This is a genomic window from Treponema sp. UBA7570 (genome assembly GCA_002477955.1).
Classification (GTDB): Bacteria; Spirochaetota; Spirochaetia; order Treponematales; family Treponemataceae; genus Treponema_D.
In genome coordinates this window covers 30,923-53,210 of record DLLE01000061.1, presented here as the reverse complement: position 1 = coordinate 53,210, position 22,288 = coordinate 30,923, and the positions used below count along the sequence as shown (strand labels likewise).

General features: G+C 40.2%; 14 protein-coding genes. 10 read left to right on the top strand and 4 right to left on the bottom strand.

The features are described 5' to 3' along the window. Window positions 1–34 precede the first annotated feature (34 nt). The 3 genes from B4N75_RS08175 to B4N75_RS08165 all read left to right on the top strand — a co-directional run bounded on the left by B4N75_RS08175 (window position 35) and on the right by B4N75_RS08165 (window position 7,657). Complete coding sequence (locus B4N75_RS08175) at window positions 35–5,977, top strand: hypothetical protein (RefSeq protein ID WP_296707109.1); 5,943 nt, start codon at window positions 35–37, stop codon at window positions 5,975–5,977. A gap of 157 nt (window positions 5,978–6,134) precedes the next feature. After that, window positions 6,135–6,581: a PilZ domain-containing protein gene (locus B4N75_RS08170; RefSeq protein ID WP_296023055.1), complete on the top strand. Its 447-nt coding sequence runs from the start codon at window positions 6,135–6,137 to the stop codon at window positions 6,579–6,581. After that, a complete protein-coding gene (locus B4N75_RS08165; protein WP_296707107.1) occupies window positions 6,566–7,657 on the top strand; it encodes an SAM-dependent methyltransferase in 1,092 nt (363 codons plus the stop codon). The genes B4N75_RS08170 and B4N75_RS08165 overlap by 16 nt, the downstream gene beginning before the upstream one ends. 78 nt (window positions 7,658–7,735) lie before the next feature. Here B4N75_RS08165 and metA read toward each other — a convergent pair whose 3' ends face one another. After that, window positions 7,736–8,650: a homoserine O-acetyltransferase MetA gene (gene metA / locus B4N75_RS08160; RefSeq protein ID WP_296668727.1), complete on the bottom strand. Its 915-nt coding sequence runs from the start codon at window positions 8,648–8,650 to the stop codon at window positions 7,736–7,738. A gap of 51 nt (window positions 8,651–8,701) precedes the next feature. Between metA and B4N75_RS08155 the strand changes: the two genes are divergently transcribed. Beyond that, window positions 8,702–9,661 carry an alpha/beta hydrolase fold domain-containing protein gene (locus tag B4N75_RS08155; RefSeq protein WP_296023064.1) on the top strand — a complete coding sequence of 320 codons (960 nt, stop codon included), beginning with the start codon at window positions 8,702–8,704 and terminating at the stop codon, window positions 9,659–9,661. A 2-nt stretch (window positions 9,662–9,663) separates the two neighbouring features. After that, a complete protein-coding gene (locus tag B4N75_RS08150; RefSeq protein ID WP_296707105.1) occupies window positions 9,664–11,220 on the top strand; it encodes a peptidase U32 family protein in 1,557 nt (518 codons plus the stop codon). Between the two features lie 69 nt (window positions 11,221–11,289). Here B4N75_RS08150 and B4N75_RS08145 read toward each other — a convergent pair whose 3' ends face one another. Next, window positions 11,290–13,128, bottom strand: coding sequence for a RelA/SpoT family protein (locus B4N75_RS08145; RefSeq protein ID WP_296668734.1), 1,839 nt, complete (start codon window positions 13,126–13,128; stop codon window positions 11,290–11,292). 528 nt (window positions 13,129–13,656) lie between these two features. On the opposite strand from B4N75_RS08145, the gene B4N75_RS08140 reads away from it, so the two are divergent. From B4N75_RS08140 to B4N75_RS08120, 5 genes are all read left to right on the top strand, one after another. Then, window positions 13,657–15,060 (top strand): TolC family protein, encoded by a 1,404-nt coding sequence (locus B4N75_RS08140; RefSeq protein WP_296707103.1) that lies wholly within the window; start codon window positions 13,657–13,659, stop codon window positions 15,058–15,060. Continuing rightward, window positions 15,057–16,010, top strand: coding sequence for an efflux RND transporter periplasmic adaptor subunit (locus B4N75_RS08135; protein ID WP_296023074.1), 954 nt, complete (start codon window positions 15,057–15,059; stop codon window positions 16,008–16,010). The genes B4N75_RS08140 and B4N75_RS08135 overlap by 4 nt, the downstream gene beginning before the upstream one ends. A gap of 27 nt (window positions 16,011–16,037) precedes the next feature. After that, window positions 16,038–19,148, top strand: coding sequence for an efflux RND transporter permease subunit (locus B4N75_RS08130; RefSeq protein ID WP_296023078.1), 3,111 nt, complete (start codon window positions 16,038–16,040; stop codon window positions 19,146–19,148). Window positions 19,149–19,270: 122 nt separating this feature from the next. After that, on the top strand, window positions 19,271–19,555 hold the full coding sequence (locus B4N75_RS08125) for a PG0541 family transporter-associated protein (RefSeq protein WP_296023080.1): 285 nt from the start codon (window positions 19,271–19,273) through the stop codon (window positions 19,553–19,555). A gap of 72 nt (window positions 19,556–19,627) precedes the next feature. After that, window positions 19,628–20,179 carry a pseudouridine synthase gene (locus B4N75_RS08120; protein WP_296023083.1) on the top strand — a complete coding sequence of 184 codons (552 nt, stop codon included), beginning with the start codon at window positions 19,628–19,630 and terminating at the stop codon, window positions 20,177–20,179. Here the strand turns inward: B4N75_RS08120 and prmC are convergent. Together prmC and prfA are read right to left on the bottom strand one after the other, a co-directional pair. Next, a complete protein-coding gene (prmC, locus tag B4N75_RS08115) occupies window positions 20,164–21,144 on the bottom strand; it encodes a peptide chain release factor N(5)-glutamine methyltransferase (RefSeq protein WP_296668740.1) in 981 nt (326 codons plus the stop codon). The genes B4N75_RS08120 and prmC overlap by 16 nt on opposite strands. A gap of 15 nt (window positions 21,145–21,159) precedes the next feature. Next, window positions 21,160–22,236 (bottom strand): peptide chain release factor 1, encoded by a 1,077-nt coding sequence (gene prfA, locus B4N75_RS08110; RefSeq protein ID WP_296023092.1) that lies wholly within the window; start codon window positions 22,234–22,236, stop codon window positions 21,160–21,162. Window positions 22,237–22,288: the final 52 nt, after the last annotated feature.

The following is a 22,288-nucleotide window of genomic DNA, read 5'->3' as shown; positions in this document are numbered from 1 at the left end:
AGCAACGGCTTGCGAAATTGAAATTGGCGGTTTTGTGACAGATGTGAACAATTTGGTTTTTAACGGAAATGCGGTTTTGAACTCAAGTGTTTCTGCGGCAAAAGACATTGTTTTTAATTCAAATGCGGTTTTGAACTCAAGTATTTATGTTTATGCGAAAAACGATATTCATTTTAATGGCAGTAAAGACAGCGTAAAAATCGGATGGTGGACGAATCTTTCTTCTGAGTCCGGCAGCATTTTTTTTGGAAGCGAAACTTCTCCTGTTAAGGTAAGCCTGTCTAATTCTTCTGGAATAATCAGCGTTAATACTAAAAATAGCGGAAAAACATTTTTTTACGGCGGCTTGAACGGCGCTTTCGGACTTTATGTGAGCGGAAATGCAGAAATTTATGGAGACAATGTTTTTTCTGGAGAAGTAAAACTTGAAAATTGCAGCGAGTTGATTTTTAAGGGGGCAAATACTTTTGACAATCTTGTAATTGCAAAAAACTGCGGGAATTTAATTTTTATCGAAAAAAACGGTTTTAAAAATACTGTAAACCTTGAAAATTGCGGAATTGTTGAGTTTTACGGAAACAATACTTTTAGCAAAAAGTTTTTTGTTAAGGCGGAAACTCTTGCATCAACTGTAAAATTTAAAAATGGTTCATATCAATCATTTTCTTCTATGGAGCTGAAAGGTTCAAACTCTGAAAATACAGTTGCTCTTTCTGTATTGGATTCTTCTAGTGAAGAGAAGTGGTATGCGGTTTTTTCGGAAAATCCGGTTTCAGAAAACTTTAAATATTCAATAATCGATAAGTCTGTTTCTGTAGTTTCTGTCGGCTCATCGGAAGAAAAGCTTCTCGGATTGATTCCTTCGGACAAAACTGTCAACGATTCTGTGCCGGACAGCCCGACTTCTGAAACCTGGTTTTCGCACAAATATTTTTGGCTTGGAAAATCTGACTCAAACTGGGCAAATTCGTCAAACTGGGCTTACGACGAAGAGGGAAATTATTCGGCTTCTGTTTTTCCTTCGTTCGATGACGTAAAAAGCGAAATTGTCGTTGCAAAGGGAAACTCTAGCTTAAGTTCTCCTTATATTTTGACGCTCGAAAAAGACGTTAACTTAAAAAGTCTTACTGTAAATAAAGACGCGGCAATTGATTTGCAAAATTTTAGTGTAACTTGCGCAGAAAATTTTACAAATAACGGAACTTTGCGGTTAAAGGGCGAAGGTCAGATAATTTCGGCAAAAATGATCAACGGTTCGGACAGCACTGTTGAATATTATGGAGATTTTTCGGATTTTGTTTGGAATGGAAGCGGCGCTGATTATTTTGAATACGAAAATTTAAAAATTACAGGCCGCGGTAAAACTTCACAGAAAATCAAGGTTTTAAAAGAAGTCTTTGTTGAAACGAGTGGAGATTTTAGTTTTGGAGCGGAGAATGTTTTTTTGGGCGCGGTGAATGTTGAAAACTGCGGAAATTTGGTTTTTGCTGAAAAAAATATTTTTTCTGATGAGGTGAATATAAAAAACTGCGGAGATTTAAGTTTTTTTGGTCAGAATGATTTTAATGGAACTGTCGCTTTGCTTAAGGTTGGAAATGCCGTGATAAACGGTGATTCTGACGGTTGTGTTCTTTCTGGCGGCGCAGAATGTAAAACTTTGAACGCGAAATGTCCTGTAAAATTGAATGGAGATGTGACGACGACGGAAACAAAAACTTTTGAAGAAATTGTTTGCGGTCAGTTTTATGAAAAATCCGTTTTTGCGGCTTCCGATGCTGTTTTGACGGACAAAAAAGCAGTTTATGTAAAAGGAGGCTTGAGTTCAGAGAATAAAAAATTAAAAATAGACGCCAGCGCATTTTGCAAAAGTTCCATTGACGGATTTTTAGAACTAGAAATAACAAAAACACTCGAAGTTGCAGGGAATGTCGGCAGCACAACGCCGCTCGGAGCAATCATTGTTTTAGAAAATGCAATTTTTTCGAGCGCAGAGCCTGTTCAAAAAGTTTTTTCTGTTGGAAATCAAAAATATTCTGGGAAGGTTACGGCTCGGTCTGGGCTTGAAATAAAGGCCTGGGCTGATGGCGCAAATGTTTCTGGCGTTGTATTTTCTGGTTTTGACGTTGCCGGCGCTCTTTCGTTGACTGCGGATTCTGCGGAACTTTTTTGTGCTGATTATATTTCTTCTGGCGAGCAAGTTTTTAATTGTGCTGGCGGAGTAAAAATCCTTTCGGAAAATACTGGAATTTCTGGAAACTGGCAGTGCAAAAATGGCAGAATTGAATTAAATGAAACTGCTTTGGTTTTAGATTTTTCGGACGGCTCGTTGGAAAATTCTTTTGAATTAAAGTCAGAACTCGAGGCTAAAGACGTTTTCTTTTATTCCGGCAAATTGACCGTTGCAAGCGGAAAAACTCTCAAAACTGGCAATTTTGCCGCTTTTGGAAAAAATTATTCTAAAAATGACTCTCGTTTTTCTGCGGAAGAAAATTCGCGGTTTGCATATTTTTGGGACGATACAGATTCATCAATTTTTAAATATAAAGAAAGCGGAATCGGGGCGGAGCTTTCTGTAAATGGCGCAATTTTTGAAGTTTCAAAAAATTTTTATGCAAATGGACTTGATATAGAAGGTCTTGAATTAAAAATTCCGGACAATTCCGCATCAAATCCGCAGTTCAATTCAAGTTCCACTGTTACAAAAAATCAATGGGGAATTCCTTATGCGGTTGCATTCAATTCAAAAATAACGAAAACAACGGTCAAAGGCGGATGGCTTGCGGCAGGAGCGGATTCTCAAAATTGCGAGAACGGTTTGCAGAATTCAAATGTTCAGTTTGCCGTTCCAAAAATTAAAAAAGCATACTCGGTTTACGACGATGTAATTTTTGTTGAATTTGACTTGCCGCTTGAAAACTCGAATGGCGAAATTGCAGAAAATATTGCAGGACTCAAATATTCTAACGGTTCAGAAAATTTTGAAGGTGTTTATTCTGATTCTGATTGTGCAGAAAAATTGACGGCCGCAGACGGAGATGTGAGCAGTTTTTATTTAAAAGGTCAAAATTCATGGAATACAGATGCGACTGGAACTTTGGCGTGCAGTTCGGCTTTAAAATCTCTGGTTGATTCTACAGACCGAAAAGGCGTTCATAAAAATTTAACGACGGATTTGAGTTTTTTGGAAGGAATTTTTACTTCTGCTGACGGACACACAATGTGCGAAAATTACGGAGCTGGAAGCAAAGATGGTTCTGTGCCAGAGCGGTATACTCTGACGGAAGACCGGGCAAGTCCTGTTTTGATTGCAGTTTACACTGGACAGGAGCTTCACACGAACGGAAAAGCCTCGGAGCAAAAGTCTTACGATTCTCACAATTTTATTGAATTTAGATATTCGGAAGCGGTGAACATTGCTTTTGACGATGGCACAATTTTACGGAGCGAAGGCGGAGATTCTAATATCCGTGCAACCGAAAATTTTGGCAAAACTACAGGAAGCGGAACTCAAGACGAAAATGGCAACGGGCTTATCGTCAATGGTTTTGCTTCAATTGAAAACGGAAAATTGCTCGCTTTTTCGAAAGATGACTCAGATTCGCCTCATGCGCTTTACCGTCTTTTTAGCACAAAAGCCGGAGAAGAAGACAGCATTCAGACTCATCGCGTTCGTTTGAGCATTGCCGGGTGGACGAACGGAACTGTAAGTTTTACCGACATCCTGAATCCTTCTTTTAACGGCGAATATCTTTATTGGCCGGGTTGCATTCAAAAAGCAGAAACCCCAACAGGAATTGTTCATTCTCTCGAAAATTCCGCAATAAGCGATCTTTTTGGCAACAGAATTGATTCAAAAGGTACGGAAACAAACCACAAGCTGCAGGTTTTGACAATAAATAACTATCCGTCAGACGGAGAAAAAGACGTTTCTAAAACTGACTCTCTTTACGGTGAATGGGACGTTCTTTGTCCTGTTGTTGCTCCAGTAATAAAGTCTGAAACTTCATGGAACAGCTGGGCTTTGGGAGAAGAACAGGATTCGTACGAAATTTTGGGAACTTCAAACACGGCTTCGGACACGACTTTAAAATTTATCGAAGTGCATTTTTTCGACAACGACAAAACTCAGGCTCAAAAATGGAATTCGTGGTGGCGGACAAGAAAAGGCTGGAACGAAGACGGAAAATTGCCAGAAAATCGTGGCGGTGCGCGTCCGGACGACAGTTTTGCAAATTCAAAAACTTTTGGCGGAATAAGGCTTTGCTCTCTTAAAAATGCAAATTCAAATTTCTCTTACAAAATAAAAAAATCTGACAATTCTGGAACCGAAGCCGAAACAGGAGAATTTTCGTTTGAAGGCGAAACCGACATTTCTCCTGTCGTTTACGGAAATATTTTTAAAGAACAGCATATAAAAACTCAAGCCGACGGACTTTATATTCGTCTTCCTTTGAAAGACAAAAAACTCGCTCTTCGGGCAACTTTTGAACTTTATTACGCTCCTCAAGACAGTTACATAACGGATCTTGCCGGCAATCTTCTTTCAGGTTCATACACGCAAAAAACAAAATTTATATCTCTCGATGTAACTCCTCCTTCAATTGTCATGACTCTTGCCCCGATTGGCGAAAATAAAATTTATGCGATTTTTTCAAAACAGCTGGCTTTTGGAAACGAAAACACATTTTTCAAAAATTTGAGCGAAGCGGAGTTGAACGAAGCATTGTCGCAGATTGCAGAAAGTTTTATTTTGGTAAAAAAAGGTTCTTCCGCAGGAAGTTCCGCCGAAGAAAACGCAATTACAAAAGCAGAATATGTTTCTTCTTCGGACGAATACACGGCGCTTTTGTTCACCCTCGAAAAAACAATAAATCTTTTAGACGTAGAAAACCTTTGGCTCAGAAATGTTGGCTATAATTCGCAAAAAGTTGAAGATGGACTTGGGCTTGCTGTCGCAGACACAAAAATCCACGACTTTTTAGGAAACTACATGACTGAAAATTCAGGACACGCTCTGAGCGATTTTGCAGTAAACGCGCTGGACGTTCTTTATGCCTATGCAGACTCAAAAGACAATGACGACTGGAACAAAAAAGGCATTTACGGCCAAAATCAGGCTTCTGTTTCTAGCGGCTACACTGTTCACGATTTTTCGGCGGAACAAGGAATTTACGATGCGCTTCTCGAACAGCGCGATATTACTCTCCAGATAAAAATAAACGGCGAAATGGAATCTGACAGAAGATTTTTACTCGTGCCTTCAAAAAAATCAGCCCTTTCTTCAGAAATGATAAGCGACAAAATAAACCTTTTGCTTGGAACAGACTGGCGGGTTTGGCTTCCAACTTCGCTAAAGGCAGTTGCAACTCAGCCGAATTCTTCTGTTATGAGCGAAAATTTTCCGGAAAGTGCGGACGGCGGCAACGGAATTTTGTGGAATTACACTCTCAAAAACGAAGATTACGATTTTAATAGCGGAGACGAGATTCAATTTTTGTTCAAATTTACAGACGGGGACGGAAACGACATTTTGCTCGACAACGACGCAGACGATTTTACAGGCGGTTCGGCAAATCCTTCTCCTCTTGTTCCTCTTTATGCGCTCAAAATGCCGCTTGAAAAAATAAATGCCGGCGATTTTTCATTTGTCGATTTGTGGTCGTTCAAGATAAAAAACATAAAGCAGCAGCGCGGTGGTGTTACAATTCTAAACAACGTGATAAACGTAAACGCGCGGGAGCAGACCGTGCTGGAGGTAAATGTGCCGGAAGGCGGAAATCTCAATGTTTTTGTCATGACTGTCGACGGAAACATTGTAAAACGCCTAAATCACGGACGCGTAGACTCCGGAACACATTATTACCGCTGGAACGGAACAAACAACGCCTCAAAACCAGTAGCGCGCGGACTTTATTTTGTGCGCGTTGTTGGTCCTGGAATTGACGAAACACGAAAAGTTTTGTGCGTAAAAGAATAAAAATAATAAAAATTTGGACGGCATTGAACTGTCAAACCGGTCTTTCGCAGTTCCGCTTTTCGCTCCATTAAAAAAGCGAATTATTTTCATAATCCGCTTTTTTAACGCTTCGCGCTGCTGCAGCCCGGCGTAAGTTTTTTTTACAAAAAGAACATTTTTGGCTTATAAAAAAACATTCCTTGACCTTAATTTTTTTATTGTTCATAATCTTACAAACATGGATTTAAATTTTCGAAAAAATATCCGCTTTAATGATTTTGGACGTGCCGAATGTACTGAGATTTCTCCTGTTGCAGGCGCTCTCGAAGATATTAGTTTGAGTGGCTGTAAAATTCATTATGACGCGCCTGTTTCAATCAATATGGAAAATGATTACGAAATTCATTTTCGGCTTTCTCGCGCTGGCAAAGATGCCCTAGTTTTAATGTGCCATCCGCAGTGGTTCAATCAAAAAGACGACGGTTCTTCCGAAGCTGGATTCCTTTTTCTTCATTCTTTGGATTCTGAAGCGTTGCAATCTTATATTTTGCAGCGTCAAAAAGAAGAAATGGTTGAAAAATTCGATGGAATAATGCCTCAAGGTGACACATGCCAGTTTGTATAACAAAATTAGAAGGAACTGCTTTTCTTGCGTTTCCTGAATGTAAAAATCTCCTTGCTTCTGAACTTTCCAGACGTTTTAATTATGGAAAAATTCTTTCTGCCGCGACAATTTCGGGTTCTGCTTTTGCCAGCAAAAACTGCCAGTGGTTTGGCGATTTGCTTTATTGTCCTGATTTTTGCGTGGATTCCAGACCAGAAACTAAATCTGCAAAAAACGGAGATTTGCCGTATTGGGCGAGCGTTGCCCTGACAGAGCCGTTTTTGCTTCGTTTTGAATCAATAGGAGAAGCATCTCGCGCTCTAAAAGAAATTCAGAGGAATTGGGCGCCTTATCAGTATCAATTTTTTAGACGCGGAGCTTTAATTCAAGAAAAGCTTCCTTACATCAATTTAAAGAACAAGAATTTTTTTAAGGTTGATGAAGAAAACGGCGAAAAACATTTTTCTCTCGAAATCCCAAAGTCGCCAATGGGCCTTTACACTTTAATTGACGAAAAGACGATTTTTGCAGGAGCTGTAACTTCGAGCTCAATTCCTGCCGGACTTATAAATTTTGTAGAAGATCACGAAAATCCTCCGAGCCGTGCATATCTTAAAATCCAGGAAAGTCTGACACTGACCCATCATTTTTTTGGAGCTGAGCTTCCCGGAAAAAACTCAAAATGCTTTGAAGCTGGCGCCTGTCCTGGCGGCTGGACTTGGGTTTTGCGCGGTCTTGGAGCGGACGTTTTTGCTGTTGACCGGGCCGAACTTGTTCCTTCCCTTATGGAAGATTCCCACGTAAAATTTTTGGCACACGATGCTTTTACTTTAAAACCGGAAGAGGTTTGCGCAGAACTTGACTGTCAAAAACTTGATTGGGTTTTTAGCGATGTAATTTGCTATCCTGAGCGTCTTTTAGAATGGATAAGTCTTTGGCTGGAAAGCGGCCGCACAAAAAATATGATTTGCACGATAAAAATGCAAGGCGAAATCGACTGGGAGCTTGTAAAAAAGTTTGCCGATATTCCAAATAGCCGGGTTGTCCACCTTCATTACAATAAACACGAATTAACCTGGATTCATGTAGAAAAATAGCAGCCAGACTTCTTTGCCGCAACTCTCCTTTTAAAGGCCGAAAGTTGCAGTTTTTTTAATGACAAAGTTTTGGTAATGCTAAATTTTTTCGAGATCGTATGGCGTGTCTTGGTAAACGTAATAGTTTAGCCAGTTGCTGAAAAATAAATGCGCTGTGCTTCTCCAAATGTTGTAAGGCTTTTGTTCAGGATTGTTTTTTGGAAAATAATTTAAAGGAATTTCTATCGGTAGTCCTTTGTTTTTGTCGCGCCAGTATTCTTTTGAAAGGGTTTCTGTGTCATATTCAAGATGTCCCATCATAAAGATCGAGCGGTTGTCTGAACTTTTGCAGAGAGTAATTTCGTTTTCCTGGTTTTCTGCTAAAACGGTCAAATCTTTTACTTTTAAGATTGAATTTCGGCTGACAGTTGTATGGCGGCTTGTCGGAACTGGAAAAATATCATCAAATCCGCGCAAGAGAGGGTCATTTTCTGTAACTTTGTGGTTTGGAATTATGCCAAATGCTTTTTTTTCGAGCTGAACTTTTTTTATGCCGTAATTATGATAAAGTCCTGCCTGCGCTCCCCAGCAGATGTAAAGCGTGCTGAAGACGTTCTTTTTTGCATAGTCCATGATGTCGCAAAGCTCATTCCAGTAATCGACATCTTCAAACGGCATTTGTTCGACAGGTGCGCCAGTAATTATAAGACCGTCGTACTTGTTTTTAAAAATGTCGCTCGACGGAATGTAGAATTTTTCAAGATGCTCTAAACTTACATGACTTGCAGCATGATTTTCCATTCTGACAAGCGAAATGTCTATTTGAAGAGGAGTGTTTCCCAAAAGCCGTAAAAGCTGTGTTTCTGTTGTTTCTTTTGTCGGCATTAAATTGACGATTGCTATTTTTAGAGGACGAATATCCTGTGCGGCGGCTCGGTTTTCCGTCATTACAAAGATATTTTCGTTTTCTAGCACTGTGCGTGCCGGCAAGTCGCTTTGAATTTTTATTGGCATAGCTTTAACTGTAGCAAAATTTTTAATATTATGCTATTGTGCTATTCTATTATGAATCTTTCCGGAAATCGTAAAGCCGCATTAAAAAAACTGAAAAATTTATTTTTCTCGTTAAAGTCTGATGTAAAATCGTTTAGAGCGAAATTTGATTCAGTTTTTACAAATTCAATCTTGCCAAACAACGTTGAATGTTCAGAACGTTCTTATGGCGGAGTTAGCTGCGATTTTTTTTTGCCGGAAATTTACATTACAAAACGGATAATTCTTTATATTCACGGCGGATGCTTTGTCGGCGGTTCAAAGCAGGCTTACCGTAATTTTGCCGCTTCTCTTGCTTCTGCTGCAAGCGCCCGTGCTGTTGTCCCGGAATTTCGGCTTGCTCCGACCCACGCTTATCCTGCTTCTCTTGAAGATGTTCAAAATGTTTTTAAGACGATTTATACTGAAGAGCTTGTTGCAAATTCACTTGAATACGATAATTCAAAAAATCCCGACGATTCAAAATCAGAAATAATTATAATGGCTGACGGTTCCGGCGCTTCGATTGCGCTTGGTCTTGTTTTGAGCCTTTCTGAAAAACTCCGCTCTTCGATTTCAAAAATCGTTCTTTTTAGTCCTTGGCTTGATCTTGGGGCTGATTCTAAAAAGTTTACAGAAAAAAAAGTTTGCGATGAGCTTTATACAGCAGAATCAATGTTCCGTGCCGCAGAAATGTACACTTTCCAAAATAACCGGAACATTCCTTTTGTTTCTCCGCTTCGCGCTACAAAAGAGCAGCTTCGTTTTTTTCCTCCTGTTTATATTCAAATGGGAGAAAATGAGTTTTTGCTTGATGACGCTGAACGAATGGAAAGAATTCTTCTTGAGGCAGGCGGAAAATGCACTTTGGATGTCTGGAAAAATATGCCGGCAATGTTTCAGCTTGCGGATGAATATTTTGAAGAATCGCATCTTGCCGTTGAAAAAATCGGACGGCTTTTTACAGTACAAAAAATTAAGGAAGGTTTATAACGATGGAATTGGTTTGCCCTGCTGGAAATATCGAAAAATTGTCTTATGCGTATAATTACGGAGCAGACACGGCTTACATTGGACTTAAAAAATTTTCATTGCGAGTAAAAGCCGACAATTTTTACGAAGACGAATACAACCGCGTAATTGAATTAAAAAAACGCTTTCCTGGAAAAAGACTTTTTTGCGCATTGAATATTGCTTTTCATAATCAGGACATAAAAGCTTTTTTGGACAACCTTGATTATTTTAAGCAGTATCCGATAGATGCATTTATCGTGCAAGATTTGGGAATGGTTGACATTTTGCAAAAGAATTTTCCAAAAGCACATCTTCATCTTTCAACTCAAGCCAGCTGCATGAATAAAGAAGCCGTAAAAATGTACAATAGAATCGGCTTTAAAAGAGTTGTTCTCGGACGCGAAACAAGTTTGAACGAAATTCGTGAAATCAAAGATGCAAATCCTGATGTTGAGCTTGAATGTTTTGCTCACGGCGCAATGTGTATTGCATATTCTGGGCGTTGTCTTATGAGCGCCTATCTTACAGGCCGCAGCGCGCAGTCGGGCTTTTGTTCGCAGTCCTGCCGCTGGGATTTTGACGTTGGCATTAAAAATCCTGAATTCCGCCTTTCTGACGGAAAAACTGTAAATCTTCTCGAAGCTGTCTCTTCTTTTTCTTGCGCAGATGGAACTCAGACAAAATTAACTCAGTCTCAGGCAAAAGCTCTTGCCCAGAGCGGAAACCTTGTTCTTCAGGAACATAAACGTCCGGGAGAATATTTTCCTGTTTTTGAAGGCGACGACTTTACAGCAGTTCTTTCTTCAAAAGACTTGTGCATGATTGATCATCTTGCTGATATGAAAAAGGCCGGAGTCGATGCAATCAAGGTTGAAGGACGAATGAAGTCGATTTATTACGTTTCGATGGTTACACGTGCTTACCGAAAAGCGCTCGATGCCCTCGAAGGAAGAATTTCTGCTGAAGAAGCGGCTCCTTTTATTTCAAGTTTAAAAGAAGTTCCTCACCGCGAAAGTACAACTGGTTTTTATTACAGCCGTGCTCATGCTGACGAGACTACAGTTGGAGCAAGCGACAGCCCTTATGATATGGCAGGTTCTATTATTGAAGAAATTACCGGAAGCGACTTGGAAAAAGTCTTTAAAAATGGCGAAGAACTCGAAAAAGCACGCCAGAAAGAACTTGAAGAAATGGATCCGCGCATGCGCTCCGCTGTAGAAAAAGACCTTGAAGAGCATCCGGAAAAAGTTGTTCACTCTGTTAAAAAAATTGACGGATACAGGCTTTATCTTTACGAGTCTCTCAACAAAACGGACAAAGGAACTGATTTGGAACTTGTAAGCCCGGATATTCTGTCAGAAAAACTGTGCGGAAACGACTACATTTTTGTAAATCCAAAAAACGGCACAATCCTTGACTGGGTAAATCCAGACCACGACTGTGCGATTTATACAAAAGCAAAAATTTCTGTTGGAACAATAATCCGCACAAAAAATCCGGATTTTGTTGAAGGCCAGATGCGTTATACAGGACGCTAAAAGTTTTGTAAAATTAAGCCCTGCCAGAGCATTATTAAAAAACTCGATGCAGGGGATTTTTTTGCAGATTTACACTTTTTTTTGAGGCAGTTCCCTTACAGCCCATGAAACATCGACCATTCTGTGCTCAATGTTTTCGATTCGTTGGAAGGTAAGACAGTCTGCCCTGTGAACCATGATTCCGTTGCGGGTGCTTGAGTATCCTACGATTACATCGCCCGGTTTTGGACGGCAGCAGCCTGCAAGTCTGTAGAATACGTTTTTCATTCCATCGACTTTTACTTCGCCAGTGTAACGTTCATCAATCTTTTTTTCTGCAAATTTCGGATTTACGGAACGTTTTTTCTTTTTTTCTTCCTGGATTGAGCGCGCTCTTTCGTTATTTGCCGCTAAATCTGCTGCTCTCTGAGCTTCTGCCGCCTTGTCCACAAAAGTAGGATCGTTTGTTACAAGCCAGCTGTGGATTCTGGAGCGGGCTTTTGACGTGTGTACAGATTTTAACTGGCTTTCTGTTGGGTGAGCCTGCGGATTTGTAATAATTTCGATAATCTGTGTGTTTTTGAGCGGCTGTGTGAGAGGAATTATTTTTCCATCTGCCTTTGCGCCTACAATTTTTTCTCCAATTTTTGAATGTACGCAGTATGCAAAGTCAATTGCGTTGCTTCCAGCTGGAAGATGAATGACATCGCCTTTTGGAGTGAATACGAAAATTTCGTCAGAAAGCAGTTCTCCTTTTAATTCAGCAAAAAAACTTTCGTCCGAGAGTTTTTCATTTTTGAGAGTCTGCAATTGATTGAAAATTCCGAGATTGCTTATATCGACTTTGTCGTGATTTGTGCCTTTTTTGTAAAGCCAGTGGCTCGCAACACCGTGTTCTGCTTGTTCATGCATTTCTTTAGTACGGATTTGGATTTCGAGAGGCCGGCCTTCGCACATGACAGTTGTATGGAGCGACTGATAGCCGTTTGCCTTTGGCATGGCAATGTAATCTTTAAAACGTCCTTCCATTGGTTTCCATAGTCCGTGGACAATTCCAATCAAAGTGTAACATTCTGCATTTGTCTGGCAGATTACACGCAGTGCAAGAAGGTCGTAGAGCTGGGCTGCCGGAACGTTGCGTTTTTGCATTTTTTTGTAGATTGAATAAAAATGTTTTGCCCGGCTCGAAACAGTCACTTTTATTCCTGCTTTTTCAGAGGCCTTGTAGATTGATTGAACTGCTTTGTCGAGGTAAGAGGCGCGTTCTCCTTGTTTTTGATTTACAATCGCCTTAATTTGCTGAAAAACGTCCGGGTTTGAATATTTTAGGCTTAAATCTTCAAGCTCGTTTTTCATAGTTTGCATACCAAGACGGTCGGCAAGCGGTGCCCAAATGTCGATTACCTCAGCCGCAACAAGGCGCTGTTTTTTTTCTTCGATAGATTTTAGGTGGCGCATGCGGTCAAGACGGTCGGCAAGTTTTACGAGGATTACGCGAACATCGTCAATCATTGCAAAGAGCATTTTTCGGATATTGTCCGCTTGCTGGATTGAGCTTGCATTGATTTTCATGCCAGTGATTCTTGAAGTGTCATAAACAATTCTTTCGATGACTGTTCCGAATTTGTCTTCGACTTCTTTTGTTGTTATGTCTGGAATTTCAAAAATTGAATGCAAAAGACCGCAGACAATACATTCTCCGTCCATTTTTGATTCTGCCAGAATTGAAGCGACGCGCATTGGATGCAGATGATATGGTTTTCCGCAGGAACGTGTTAGAGCAGATGTTTTTTCGCAGAGAAAGTTCCATGCTTGTGTAAACAAGTCTTTTTCCTGCTGGGTATAATTTTCTCCAAATGTGGCAAAAAACTGATTTAACAGAATATCTTTGTCAAATTCCGTGCTGTTAGTAATGATGTCGAATGCCATAAAACATCTCCCATCAGATTTTTATGTATCTGAATACAGGCAAGTTTGTTTAGATAATATCACAATTTTCAGTCATTATAAAGTTACTACAAAATGTTAAAAAATACTTTTTTTTGAACTGAAAAATTTAATAAAAATAAGCGTTTTCTTATTTTTGATTTTACATTTTCTAATGAAAAAACTGGAAATAAAAGATTATAATAGAAAAATAAAAATGATTTATAAGGGCGAATGTCGAGTTTTTGAAAAAACGGCTTACTAACTTAACAAGGTTGCCATTGCAGTTCTTGGCAATGCGATGTTTGCATAGCAAACTCGGTTAGCAGTCTAATGAAAATTTTCAACGGATTATCGGGTCAAGCCCGATAATGACAAAAAGCGGACAAGGGATTTGTGCGTGGCAAGCACGCTGCGAGATTTTTCTGGCGCAAAACTCGATTATCGACGTGTTCGCTAAAGCGAACGGCCTTGTCCTTGCGGACAAGGGATTGTAGTACCGCCGGAGGCGTTCCGGAGTGCAACGCAGGAATGGAGCGCAAAGGCGCGGAAGTACGGAAAGCCTGGTTTTTGCGAAAGCAAAAATGGCCCAAAAATATAAAACAGGAATGGCTTTTGATGAAAAAGACGGTTTTTAAGACAGTTATTTTTGCCGGAATGTTGCTTGCGGCAAATGTTTATGCGGCGGAAAATTCTAAAAAATATGTTCTTTCGGTGGAAGACGCGGTTAAAATTGCAAAAGAAAAAAATGTTTCGATAAAAAGGCAGAAAATTACTCTTGATGCGGCTTTGCGCGCAAAAAAGGACAGCTGGAATTCTGTGAGTCCGAGTGTGGCTGTTGGCGCAAGTTCGGCAGTTCCGGTTGATTTTTTGACGGGTGGCGACCAGTCTTCTGACTACAATGCGAGTTTTGGCGTTAATGCGAGCGTTTCTGTTTCGCTTTCGGCAAATCTTTTTACTTCGATGAAGAGCGCGCAGCTTTCTTTTGAGCAGAGCAAAATCAGTTTTGATGAGGCTGTCAGGCAGATTGAACTTTCTGTCCGCCAGTCTTATTACGGACTTTTGTACGAAAAGGAAAATATTGGACTTCAGGAAGAAAATTTAAGAATTGCAAAGCAGCAGTACGAAAGCAATCTTCAAAAATACAATGCCGGCAGGTTGAGCGAAGTTGACGCTTTGAGCGCGGAAGTAAACTATAAGTCGAAAATTCCGACGGTTGAAAACGCTTACACGGCTTATATCAACGACCTCGATAATTTTAAGCAGATTTTGGGACTTGCGGTTGCAGATGAAATTGAATTTACAGGTTCTTTGGACGATTATCTTTATTTGGGCGAAATTACGGTTGAAGAAAAAAATGTAACTTCGGCAGCTCTTCAAACCCTTGAGTCTCAGCTCGAAAGCGCAAAAGTTTCTGTAATGGACAAGCGTTTTTCGGCTTTTGCGCCGTCTTTGAATGCAAATTTGTCCTGGAGAGATTCTTCTTGGTATATTGGAAAAGATGATGCTCCTGATCCTAAAAAAACGGCTTCGGTTAGTTTGAGCGCGTCAATTCCTTTGGATGGAGTTTTGCCGTGGTCGCAAAAAAACAATGCGATCGACAGCGCAAAGGATAAGGTTTCTGATCTTGAGCTTCAGATTGATAACGAAAGAAAAAATTTTATCCGGACGATAAATTCAAGCCTGCGTTCAATAAAGCAGAGCCAGGAAGCAATAAAATACAAGCAGGCGAATGTTGAGCTTGCCGAAAAAAATTATTCTATGACGAGCGAAGCGTACAATCGCGGAACAAAGGATTTGCTTTCCCTGCAGAATTCAAATAATACGCTTTTACAGGCAAAGGTTTCTCTTAACAGCGAGATTTTGACTCTTGCAAAAACTATAATGAAATTAGAAAGCACAATCGGTGCTGATTTCGGGAGCTTGACAAAATGAAAATACGAAAATCGTTTATTGTTGCCGCTGTTGCGGTTCTTGCAGTCGTTTTGACGGCAGTTTATGCAAAAACTATCGGAAAATCTTCTGGAAAACCTGCTGGTTTTGATGGAAGAGGCGGACGAGGCGGAAATAGTGCCGTTGTTTCTGTGCGGACAATGACGGCAGAAATTACAACACTTCACGGCTATGTAAATACGAATGGAGAGGTTGAAAGCCAAAATTCGGTTTCGGTTTATCCGGATATGGGCGGAAAAGTAATTTCGACTTCTGTAATGCTTGGTTCTAGCGTAAAGAAAAACGACATAATCGCCTATGTTGATCCGAGCGAGCCGGGAACAAATTACCGTTCAAGTCCAGTTTACGCGCCGATTTCTGGAAGCGTGATTTCGACTCCTCTCAAAAACGGCAAAAAAGTTACTACGAGCACGGCAATTGCGATAATCGGCGACATCAACAATCTTCAGGTTACGGCAAATGTGCCGGAGCGTTATGTTGCGGTTTTAAAAAAGGGGCTGAAGGCTGAAGTTTCTGTCGAGGCATATCCTGGCGTGATTTTTGCGGCAACAGTGAGCAGAGTTTCACCTGTTGTCGATGCAACAACACGAACGAAAGAGGTTATTTTGACTTTTGACCGCCACGATGAACGCATAAATGCCGGAATGTTTGCAAAAGTAAAACTTTACACGGAAGATTATTCAGGGGCGGTCGTAATGCCGTCGGATGCGCTTGTTCAAAACGGAGATGACTTTTTTGCGTATATTGTAAATTCTTCTGGTGGCGGCGAAACCGTTTCTAAAGTAAAAGTCGAAAAAGGAAAAACCGTTGACGGATATGTTCAGATTTTAAGCGGCGTAAAAGAAGGCGATAAAGTTGTTATACAGGGAATGACGAGCTTGGGCGACGGTTCAAAAATATTGGATATTTCCAGCCCGACAAAAAAGAACTGATGGCTGCGAAAAAAAAGCGAGGAACTTATGTCTATTTCAAAAAAAACTCTTGAGCATCCTGTTTTAACGTTAATCGTTTTTGCTCTGCTTGGAACAATCGGAATTTTTACTCTTAAAAACGTTGCTGTAAGTTTGATGCCGGATGTTGACTCTCCTTATATAAATGTTCGTACGACTTATAAAAATGCAGGTCCGGAATCTGTCGAAAAAACGGTTACGAAAGTTTTGGAAGGGCAATTAGTTTCTTTGAGCGGATTAAAATCTCTTACTTCCACATCTTCCGAAGGATCTTCTTCAATCAGCCTTGAATTTAACTACGGAACAGATTTGGAAAGTGTTACGAACGACATTCGCGACAAAATAAGCCGCGTAACGCGAAATCTTCCGGATAATGCGAGTTCTCCTTCGATTTTTAAAATGAATGCGGATTCAATGCCGATTATGAGAATTGCAGTCCGCGGGAACCGTTCAAACGACGACTTAAAAATAATCGCCGAAGACCAGATTGTCGATCTTCTTGAGCAGGTTGACGGAGTTGCAGAAGCGAGTGTTTCCGGCGGACGTGAAAAAATTCTGAGAGTTGATGTTTCTCAAAACAGGCTTTCTGCTTATGGGCTTACGATGGCAAATCTTTCGGCTGCTCTTTCTAAACAGAATCTTGAACTTGGCGGCGGAAAAATCAACGAAGGCGAAACAGATTACACTATCAGAACTACAGGAGAATTTTCCAGCGTAGAAGAAGTTGCTGGCACTATAATAACGGCAAAAAACAATTATGTTGTGCGGCTGAGCGATCTTGCAAACGTTTACATGGGTTACAAAGACAAGTCAAGCGAAGTTTACATTAACGGACTTCCGGGCATTTACGTTTCTGTTACAAAACAGTCTGGAAAAAATACTGTTACTGTTGCGAAGGCGACTCGCGAAAAAATTGCAGAAATTCAAGATATTATGCCAAGCGATGTAATCCTCGATGTAATTTCTGATGACTCAGAATCAATTAACGATACAATTGCGACGCTTTTGGATTCGGCATATTCAGGACTTGTACTTGCAGTTTTGATTCTGTTTTTGTTCTTGAAATCCGGAAAATCAACCTTAATAATTGCAATTTCAATTCCTCTTTCAATTATAATCACTCTTTTAGCAATGAATTTTGCCGGAATAACGCTTAACATGATGACTTTGACCGGTTTGATTTTGGGCGTTGGAATGATTGTAGACGCATCAATCGTAATGATTGAAAATATCTATGTTTACAGAAGCCGTGGCGCAAAACCGAAGATTGCCGCTGTCTTAGGTTCGCAAGAAATGCTCATGAGTGTAACTTCTGGAAACCTTACTACAATCTGCGTGTTTTTGCCATTTATCTTCTTTATAAAAGAGCTTGGAATGATGGGACAAATGTTCAAGGGAATTATTTTTACCGTTGTAATTGCTCTTGTTTCTTCTCTTTTTGTTGCAGTGTTTTTGGTTCCAGTTCTTGCAGGTGTATTTTTGCCTCTTACAAACAGGGCAGAAAAGCCGATTCGGTTTAAGCCGCTTGCTAAATTCTACGAAATCTTAGAAATTCCAATGACAGTTGTTACAAAAGCGTACAGAAAAGGCTTGAAATCTGCTCTTGAGCACAGAGCTTTGACTGTTTTTGTCTGTATTTGCGCGCTTTTGATGTCGTTTATTTTGATTCCAACATTAAAAGTCAACATGATGAACAACGGAACTGATTCGAGCGTGACGATGAATTTGACACTTGCAAACGGAACTCCGCTCTCTGAAACCACAGCTGTTTTAAGAGATTTTGAAAAAATTGTTGAAAAAGAAATTCAGGGCTATACGACTGTAATCACTTCGATTGGAACAGGCCGAAATTCAAGCACAAACAAAGGTTCAATTCAAATCAATTTGCCGGAGGATTCTAGCAAACAAATTGATACTTCCGATACAGTGCAGACTAAACTCAGAAAATACTTTAATTCATATCCGGGCGCAAGATTTACTTTTAGCCAGGGATTTGGACGGCAGATGACTGGTTCTGAATTTAAAATCCGTGTGCGTTCCGACGATTTGGACAAGGCGATGAATGTTGCCTCTCAAATCCGCGAAGTAATGGAAAAAATTGATGATATTGGAGAAGTTTCAATAGATACGGATCGCGGACTTCCAGAAATTCAGGTTGTAATTGACAGACAGCGCGCTTATTCTTTTGGAGTTGATGTGACGACGGTTGCAAAAGAAATAAATTACGCAGTAAATGGTGTTACGGCGACTACTTACCGCGAAAACGGCAAGGAGTATGATATGATTCTTCTTTACGAGCCAGATGACAGAAAATCTACCGCAAACCTTGAACAGATTTACGTAAAAGGCACAAACGGCATGGTAAGCGTTGCAAATTTTGCGGAAGTAAAAAAAGGTCTTGGTCCTGTAACAATCAGACGCGAAAATCAGACACGGCGAGTTACTGTGACTGCTGACAAAAAAACAGACCGAAATTCGACAGAAATTGTTCAGGAAATAAAAGATGGAATTGCAGAAAGTTTTATTATTCCAGAAGGAGTTTCTGTTGTTTACGAGGGAGCATGGAAAGACACAAAAGATCAGGGAAGAACATATCTTTTGATAGGAATAATGGCGATTCTTCTTGTATTTGGCGTAATGGCAGGAACTTACGAAAGTTTTAAAGCGCCGATAATCAATTTGACGACAATTCCATTCCTGATAATTGGAGTCGTATTCATATTTAAATTTGCGGGGCAGGCGTTCAGCATGACAAGCGCAGTTGGAATCATTATGCTTGTTGGAATTGTAGTAAACAATGGAATTATTTTGGTTGACTACACGAACTTGCTTATAGACCGCGGACGAAAAATGAAAGATGCGTGCCTCGAAGCTGGAGTAAGCCGTCTGCGTCCAGTATTGATGACAACTTTAACAACAATTCTTGGAATGATCCCAATGTGCTTTGCGACAGAAGGAAGCGCGGCTATGGTTCAGCCTATAGCAGTCGCTGTTGTAGGAGGACTTACATCGTCAACTTTTGTAACGCTTTTCTTTATACCGGTTTTGTATTCACTTATAATGAAAGAAAAAAAGCGCGAAAAAAGCCGGATCGAAGTGATTTTGACGGGTGAAAAATAAAAACAAAATTGCATCCTTGCAATTTTGTTTTTACGAGAAAAATCTGTTCACCAAAAGGCAAACAGAATTTTCTCTCTTTACGTTTTTGCGCCATCCTTGGCGCACTAATTTAGGAGCTTTGCATGATTCGCTGTGAAATAATTGCCAATCAGTCGGTTCAGGAAGAAATAACGGTTTTGCTTGAAGAAAAAATTTCTGATATACAATATACAATCGTGCCACTTGTGACTGGGCGTGGAAAAAATAGTTATAAACTTGGAAATTCAACTTGGCCAGAAACAAATTTTCTTTTGATTTCGTATATTGACGACAAGGATTTATCCATGGTCAAAGCCGTTGTAAACGCTGTAAAACAAAAATTTACTGGTGAAGGCATAGAGCTTTTTTGCGTAAAATCTTTGACATAAAATTACGTCCCTGCAATTCAAGGTTTTATTATGCGTAAAAAACATATTCCGAAAATTAAATTTTATTTTCTCATGAACAAAAAGTCTGGGGTTGTCTGCTCTACGGTGAGCGACAGACGGCAAACTGTTTATGAGGTTTTTCCAAAAGAGATTTTGACTGACGAAAATGGCGCAAATCTTCATTCTATTGGCAGGCTTGACGCAGACACGGAAGGACTTTTGCTTTTTACAAATGACGGCAAACTTTCTGACTTTTTGACGCGTCCTCAAAACAAAATTGAAAAAACTTATCTTGTTGGTCTTAAAAATCCAGTTTCCTCTTCTGAACAAAAAGATTACGTTAAAAAAGCGGAGTTTGGGCTAGTTCTTCCGCCAGAAAAAAAAGCAGGCGAACAAAAAAGTTGTGGAGCAAAAATCGACTGGTTAAACGAAAATGAATGTAAAATCACCCTGACAGAAGGAAAATTTCACGAAGTAAAAAGAATTTTTTGTGCGCTTGGAAACGAAGTTGTTTTTTTAAAGCGGATAAAAATGGCAGGACTTTTTCTTGACGAAAATTTAAAACCCGGAGAATACAGGACTTTGACGGAAGCAGAAATTGAAGTTCTTTATGCAATGCTATGAGTTTTTGTTCCGATTACATCTCTTAGCATGTTGTTAAGGTCTTTTTCGATGTGAACGTTTTTAAAACCTGTCTTTTCAAAAAGTTTTGCGGTCTGTTCGGCATTGTATTCTCCTGTTTCCATTATCAGAGTTCCGCCACAGACAAGATGCTCAAAACACTGGGGAACAAGCCTTTTTATCAAAAAAAGGCCGTCTTCTGTTCCCGAATATTCTCCGTCAGAGCAAACATCTCCGTCCAAAGCAAGCAAAGGTTCGCTTCTGCCGTCTTTTAAAAGTTCGAGACTCTCAGAATGAGGAACGTAAGGCGGATTTGTCAAAATGTAATCAAAAGAAAAAGGTACGTTTTCAAACAAATCGGACTGAATGAGCCGGATTCGCGAAAGAGCAGAAGTTAGGTTTTCTGTATTGCTTAGTTTTTCGCCTTCGCCCAAAAGCCTTTCTGCATTTTTTTTGGTAATTTCCAAAGCGTCCGCCGAAATATCGACAAATGTCATTTTTGGCAGACAGTTTACCTGAATTCCGTCATTTTCTAAAAGCGCCTTGAGGACAGAAATTCCAACGCAGCCGCTTCCGCTGCACATGTCGCAGATTTCGGGAATTTTCTTTATACTTCCGTCTTTATTTTCGTTTTTTGAATAAAAAAGCGCGAGCGAATTTAATGCCTGCTCAATGAGGATTTCAGTGTCTGGTTTGGGAATCAAAACTGCCGGCGTTACATAAAAATCGTAACCGTAAAATTCCTTGTGCCCGGTAATATAGGCAACCGGAAGTCCCGTTTTTCGCCGCTGAACTGCATCTAAAAAGTTTGATTCCTGTTCTTTTGACAGATTGCAATCCCGTTTTAAAAGGAGCTGCGTTCTGTCAAAACCTGTAACAAACTGCAAAAGGACAGAAATGTCCAGGTCGGGAGAAGGAGAGTTTTTGAGCTGCTCCTTTCCGTATTTTTTTGCCTCAAGAATATTCAAGCTTGTATTTCCGTTTTATGCTTCAAGCTCTTTGAACTGTTCTTCTTTTGCGTAAACGTTCAGCGCATCGAGCATTTCGTCCATATTTCCCATCATAAACGAAGGCAGGTTATGCAAAGTCAAGTTGATTCTGTGGTCAGTTACGCGATCCTGCGGATAATTGTACGTTCTGATTTTTTCAGAGCGGTCTCCGTTTCCAACCATACTTTTGCGGGCAGCAGAGCGTTCTGCATCGAGTTTTGACTGCTGAAAATCAAAAAGACGAGCGCGCAAAACTTCCCACGCTTTTTCTTTGTTTTTGATTTGCGATTTTTGATCCTGCTGAATTACGACAATTCCGGTCGGAATATGAGTAAGGCGAACAGCAGAGTCGGTAGTATTTACACATTGGCCTCCAGGACCGCCCGCACGCATAACGTCAACGCGAACATCCCCCGGATTGATTTTTACGTCAGCTTCTTCGGCTTCCGGCAAAACCGCAACCGTAACAGTCGAAGTCTGCAGCCGTCCCTGAGATTCAGTCTGCGGAACACGCTGAACACGGTGAACACCAGATTCCCAGCGCAAAGTTCCAAAAACAAACTTTCCCTGGATTTGAGTTACGATTTTGTTAAAACCGCCAACTTCAGTCTCCTGTGCTTCAAGATTTTCGTATTTCCAGCCTTTTCTTTCGCAGAGATGGCAGTACATTTCCCACATATCGCGCACAAAAAGCGAAGCCTCGTCGCCACCAGCAGCAGAGCGGATTTCCAAAATAATATTTTTTTCGTCGAGAGGATCAGGCGGAATCAGTTTGAGCTTAATCTGTTCTTCAAGAACTGGAACTTTTTCTTCAAGTTCTTTCATTTCTTCACGGGCCATTTCCTTCATATCAGGATCATCTTCGGCTGTAATCATCATTTTGGCATCTTCAATGCCGGACAGACATTTTCTATATTCGTTTCCAACTTCAAGCACATCAGACAAATGTCCATGTTCACGCATAACATCCTTGTATTTTTTCTGATCTTTAACAAGGTCTGGATCTTGAACCATTTCGTTAATTTCTGCAAAACGTTTGTCCAGTTCATCAAGTTTTTTTAATAAATCCATTCCCACATATTACAAAAAACACGAGGATTTTTCAATTATCGCGCAATTTTAA